Origin of the sequence: uncultured Ruminobacter sp. (assembly GCA_902764345.1) — a bacterium.
GTDB lineage: Bacteria > Pseudomonadota > Gammaproteobacteria > Enterobacterales > Succinivibrionaceae > Ruminobacter.
Window position 1 is genome coordinate 1 of the sequence record CACWVT010000081.1, and the last position, 5,273, is coordinate 5,273.

Annotated in this window: 6 protein-coding genes; 1 reads left to right on the forward strand and 5 read right to left on the reverse strand. The window is 44.3% G+C overall.

Features of this window, described 5'->3' with window-relative positions; genetic code table 11:
• The coding region (locus tag QZU58_RS09740) for a transposase (RefSeq protein WP_294496366.1) at window positions 1–380 on the forward strand (380 nt) is incomplete at its 5' end.
• A gap of 222 nt (window positions 381–602) precedes the next feature.
• Here the strand turns inward: QZU58_RS09740 and QZU58_RS09745 are convergent.
• From QZU58_RS09745 to QZU58_RS09765, 5 genes are all read right to left on the reverse strand, one after another.
• On the reverse strand, window positions 603–1,304 hold the full coding sequence (locus QZU58_RS09745; protein ID WP_201427763.1) for a putative ABC transporter permease: 702 nt from the start codon (window positions 1,302–1,304) through the stop codon (window positions 603–605).
• 164 nt (window positions 1,305–1,468) lie between these two features.
• Window positions 1,469–2,821 carry a citrate/2-methylcitrate synthase gene (locus QZU58_RS09750; RefSeq protein ID WP_294496370.1) on the reverse strand — a complete coding sequence of 451 codons (1,353 nt, stop codon included), beginning with the start codon at window positions 2,819–2,821 and terminating at the stop codon, window positions 1,469–1,471.
• 98 nt (window positions 2,822–2,919) lie between these two features.
• The gene (locus QZU58_RS09755) at window positions 2,920–3,606 is read right to left on the reverse strand and encodes a DUF308 domain-containing protein (RefSeq protein ID WP_243411816.1); all 687 of its coding nucleotides are present in this window, start codon (window positions 3,604–3,606) and stop codon (window positions 2,920–2,922) included.
• Window positions 3,607–3,688: 82 nt separating this feature from the next.
• Window positions 3,689–4,231: a TetR/AcrR family transcriptional regulator gene (locus QZU58_RS09760; RefSeq protein WP_201427766.1), complete on the reverse strand. Its 543-nt coding sequence runs from the start codon at window positions 4,229–4,231 to the stop codon at window positions 3,689–3,691.
• A 137-nt stretch (window positions 4,232–4,368) separates the two neighbouring features.
• Window positions 4,369–5,273, reverse strand: a 905-nt coding sequence (locus tag QZU58_RS09765) for an oleate hydratase (RefSeq protein ID WP_294496374.1), incomplete at its 5' end; no start/stop codon positions are given.

The window sequence follows — 5,273 nt, forward strand, 5'->3', positions numbered from 1 at the left end:
AGGGAGTTTACTACACCGAGAAATGTCATCAATGCCCTCACCGCGACCAATGCACCAAAAGCAAGGACGGCATCAGAAAGCTTGAACATTCAAAACTTTTCCACAAATACAGCCGGCAGTCGCTGGATAACATCACAAGCGAAAAGGGAATCACACTAAGAATAAACCGCTCTATACAGGTAGAAGGGGCTTTTGGCGTGCTCAAGGAGGACTATGGCTTCAGACGATTTTTGACCCGCGGAAAGAAGAATGTCAAAACCGAAATGCTTTTTCATTGCTTTGCGTACAACTTCAAAAAGTACTACAACAAAATCATTCAAAAAAGAACGAAAACATATCTTTTCGAGAAAAAGAAACCCAACGAAAAATTGACCGCCTGATTTTTCCACAATTTAACATAAAAAAACAGAGAGTAGCGATACCCTCTGCTTTGCATTGCTCAGATTTTCAAAAAAAGATTCTTTTCTGTCGTAATTATGAGGCTGGCTCTTTTTCACTTTTGAGCCAGCCCCTTTTGAATTATATGACTATATACTTAATTATCGGTCAAATTATATTCTCCAATTCTTTTGACCACATATTAATTAATATAAATGTCATGTTTATGGCTTATTGAGATATTTTTCAAGCACCTCCCTGAACGGTCTTTCAGTTTTCATTGATAGCACAAATTTAGGCTTTCTGCGCTCTATGCTGTAATTGATCTGCTCACGGAGCTCCTCCAATCTGACAACGACTTGTTTCTCCTCTGCAAAATTGCGTATCTTCATTATTATCTTTGTTGAGTATGCAAGATCGATGACAAATATACCGTAAAAGAAGCCTATTCCAAATGAAAAAGCCAGATTCTGCGACAGCCATTCCAGTGCTTCAAGTATATGAGGGTGGACAAGAAAATAATACACTGCACTGAGCAATCCCCAGAAAAAGGTGAATAGCGGACATATAATGCCGCGGATATTTCCCGGAAGCTCACTGTAGTCCCAGAGCCTTACATGAGTAGTTGCCAGCATAATTACTCCGACGACGCATTCAAGTGCGGTTATGGCTGCGGACATTATAATGAACAGCAGAAGTTTTTCCAACCAGACCGGCTCTATATACAGATAGCCCTCCAAATGTGCCAGCAGATATAAAATGCACAGACTCTCACCGTAAAGCGGCAGACATGGGCCTGTCAGGAAGCCGGGATTTACCCAGTGCTTCTGTGAGACAAATCTGCGGTAGAACACCTCTATCACCCAGCCTGTCATTCCTCCGATGGCAAACAGAAATGTCAATATCAGGAATATATTCATGAACATTTACCATTAACACAGTGACTTTTCCAGAATTCAATAGCCTTTTCGTTTCTCTCCGCCCGTTCGGTCGTTTCCATATCTGCACCTCTCACCAACAGCCACATTAAAGCTACGTCCATGACTGCAAAAAGCAGTATGATCAAAAGAATGAGCTTTTTCATACCCCGTCACTGCCTCCTGTTGATAGGTATATACTTGCTCTCCGGCTTTACGCTTATATACGCAGGACGTATTATTTTCCCGTTGTTTTGTATCTCCTCGATGCGGTGAGCGCTCCAGCCTGTTATCCTCGAAACGGCAAATAAAGGCGTAAACAATTCGTAAGGCAGACCAAGCATACGGTAGATCAGTCCCGAGTAAAAATCAACATTCGGGCTGACTCCCTTGTACATTTTTCGCTTCTCGGCGATAAGCTCGGGAGCTGTCTCTGCCACATACTCAAACAGTGCAAATTCTTCCTCGTTGCCCTTTTCAACTGCTAAAGCCTTGGCACACTGTTTAAGGATATCAGCTCTCGGGTCTGATCTCGAGTAAACAGCGTGTCCCATTCCGTAGATAAGCCCTGCACAGTCGAAGGCTTCCTTATCGAGCAGTTTCGTAAGATATTCCCTGACCGCAGACCTGTCGCTTGTGTCGATCGTCTGCTGCATATCGTCGAACATTTTCACCACCTTGATATTTGCACCGCCGTGACGAGGACCTTTCAGTGAACCGAGTGCCGCAGCTATTGCGGAATATGTATCAGTTCCCGATGATGTGACGACATGAGTTGTGAATGTGGAATTATTTCCGCCGCCATGCTCCGCATGAAGAACAAGTGCAAGGTCGAGTATACGGGCTTCAAGCTCTGAATATTCGCCGTTTTCTCTCAGCATATGCAAAAGATTTTCCGCAGTTCCAAGCTCCTGTCTCGGGTTGCGGATAAACAAGTCCTGCCCGAGATGATAGTGCAGATATGACTGATAGCCGTAGACCGCAAGCATGGGAAATACCGAAATAAGGTGCAGACACTGACGGAGAGCATTTGCAGTAGAGGTATCATCGGGCTCATCGTCATAGGCATAAAGTGCAAGAACTGTTCTTGACAGAATATTCATCATATCCCTGCCGGGAGCTTTCAGTATCATATCTCTTGTAAACGAATCGGGCAGGGTACGCATATAAGCAAGAGTACGGCAGAAATGCCCAAGCTCTTTAGCGTCGGGCAGCTTTGAGAACAACAGAAGATACACGGTCTCCTCAAAGCCGAAGCGCTGCTCGTTCCAGAATCCGCCTACTATGTCACGGACACTGATTCCACGATAAAAAAGCTGTCCCTCACATGGAACATCACCATCGGGAGTTTTTTTCTTTGCCTTTATCCGAGATATTTCGGTAAGACCTGTGACTACTCCGTTTCCGTTAAGGTCACGAAGTCCACGGAAAACCTTATGCTCTTTGTACATATCGGGACTGATAGAGTTACTGTTGTCTGATAGTTCAGTCAGTTTTTCGATATATGGGTTGATCTCTGAATACATAAAGCACCTCCAATTAAAGTGCAGTATGTGTATATAACATACTGCACCATTTATATATAATACCGTTTACCGTCAGTGCTTCGGCTCACGGTATATTGCTATTCGTTTATTTCTATGTCGATAATGTCATCGCTGCTCTGACTGCTGCGCATTATCTTCACAGCAGTCAGAGCAGTTACAAGGTTGAGGATACCCTCAAATATCAGCGAAATTCCCAGCAGAACAGTTGCAAATCTCACTCCCTCGTCAGGACGTATTATCAGCATAAGTCCAACAATACCCGTAACTATCGCCGCAGTCATTATCAGCCACCATTTGCTCAGACCGAAGCGCTTGGAGTCTATTGCGATCTGTATTTTCAGCAGACTGTCAAGCAGTATGTATATCCCGACTACGATACAGATGATATTCAGGACATTATTGGTATCTATGAGCATTATTCCCCCGAGAACTATCAGAAGTAACCCAAGTGCCAGGTCATGCTGGAATGCAAGGCGGTAGAGATCTTTTGAAAAGTAGCCGATGAGCTTTATCACGCCGAAAAGTACTATCAGCACTCCGAAAAGTCTGCCTATAAGGTTTGCAGATAGGTCGGGGACTGCGGTAAAAACAATGCCCAGTATGCACATCAGCGCAGATATGATTATATAGCCTGTTTTTGCTGTGCGGATATATTTCTCGCTTTTCATGTTCTTCACCTCCGTAAAAGTAGTGTCTGGTGGCACCGCAAAGCGCAAACCCTGTTTACCGCTGTAAACAGCACTCTGCGGTACTGTAGTCATCATAGCATATTTGCTGCTTGCCGTAGACATACAAAAAAGCGTATCTGCCAATTCTTTGGACAGATACGCTCAAGTGACTAAATTTTTACTTGTATAGCAAATCGACTGAGCCTTTTCTCAGCTCACATATACGATGAAAGTCAGCTTGGATATCGTATTTCATACCGCTGCTGAGCCAGCCGATTATCTGACCGAAGCACTCGCACTTATGATATCGGATAAGTATCTCCTTGTCAGCTTCGTCAATGGGACGGTCTGCGAATGCTGTATTGAAGTAAGTCCTTACAACGTGCTCACAGACTCTCCACAGGTAACTCTCATATATTTCACGGTTCGGGGAATTATGTATGTGCAGAACAGCCTTTTTGTTTTCAAGTGCAAAGGAAAAAGCGACCTCAAGGCATTCCTCGATGCTCTCAATACGGGAGTGTTCTGCAATTATCCTGTCAGCCTCTCTGTTTATCATTTCCTCAAGAAGTGAAGGTATATCATCAAAATGGTAGTAGAAGCTGTTGCGGTTTATGCCGCAGTCCTCAACGATATCCTTGACGGTTATCTTGTTTATGGGACGCTCGTTCAGCAGCTTTATCAGCGATTTTTTAATTGCTTCCTTTGTCAGATTCGCCACTCATACGCCTTCTTTCCTCATTATACAAACGTTGTACCATAAAAATGACTTTTTGTCAATAGCAAAAATAGAGGACACTGTCTGAAAACGACAGCGTCCTCGTATCTGAATAAGGAGAAGTTTATGGCAATTTATGCTTATTTCTTTTTGTTCTTAACTTTTTTAGCAACTGCTATAGCTGTTCCGACTGCGACTGCTCCTGCACCCGCTTTTACAAAATTTTTCTTGTTTATGTGTCTCTCCGAAACATTTTCTTCGTCCGATTCGGGAAGTCCGATGACATTATATCTAAGCAGCAGCTTTTCTATATCAGTGCTGTGTATCTTTTTCAGCAGCGGTTTTATTGCCGCATTTGCGAGCAGACCTGTATCGGCAGTAAGAGGCTTTCCGTCACGCAGGGCTATAGTCGCATTGAGCAGATCACGGATATCGTATGTACTGCCCCATACCTCGGGAACGCCTCTGTCTATTCCGAGCAAAGTATAGACAGCCTCCATTCCTGTGCGTATAGAGTATTCGGTAGTGAATATAGTATCACGCTTGGTCTCAGCAAACTGTCCAAGAAATGCGAAATTGACAGCACCGTTCGGCACAACATCGGGACGGTCGCCTGCCTGACGGGGCATAAAGAATGCTGTCACATAGGGCATCATTACAGGAACGGTATTGCAGCTGTTCTCTGCTATATCCTCTATCTCGTCAATGGGTACTCCAAGATGATACAGCCATTCCATACATATTTCTTTGCCTGTACAGTCACGCATCGGCTTCTTCACATAGTCACCGTTTCTGTCAGTGAAAAGGGCATATACCCATACAAGACACTGATCCTTAGGCTGACTGCGGAACTGCGGCTGACGGTTGATAGTCCATGACAGCAGCCACGATGAATCACGGCAGGTTACGATCCCACCCGTGACTACTCCGCCCGAAAACGGGTCACGCTTGCATATTGCTGTGATGTACGGAATGACCCGCTTATCAAGGGTAGTAACAGTTGCGCTCATCCAGTTGGTCTTTTCAGCATCATAGCAGAATTTAT

What these genes read in the sequence shown, in the direction of transcription:
- QZU58_RS09745 (WP_201427763.1), bottom strand. Translation starts at nt 1,304, where the DNA reads ATGTTCATGAATATATTCCTGATATTGACATTTCTGTTTGCCATCGGA.
- QZU58_RS09750 (WP_294496370.1), bottom strand. Translation starts at nt 2,821, where the DNA reads ATGTATTCAGAGATCAACCCATATATCGAAAAACTGACTGAACTATCA.
- QZU58_RS09755 (WP_243411816.1), bottom strand. Translation starts at nt 3,606, where the DNA reads ATGATGACTACAGTACCGCAGAGTGCTGTTTACAGCGGTAAACAGGGT.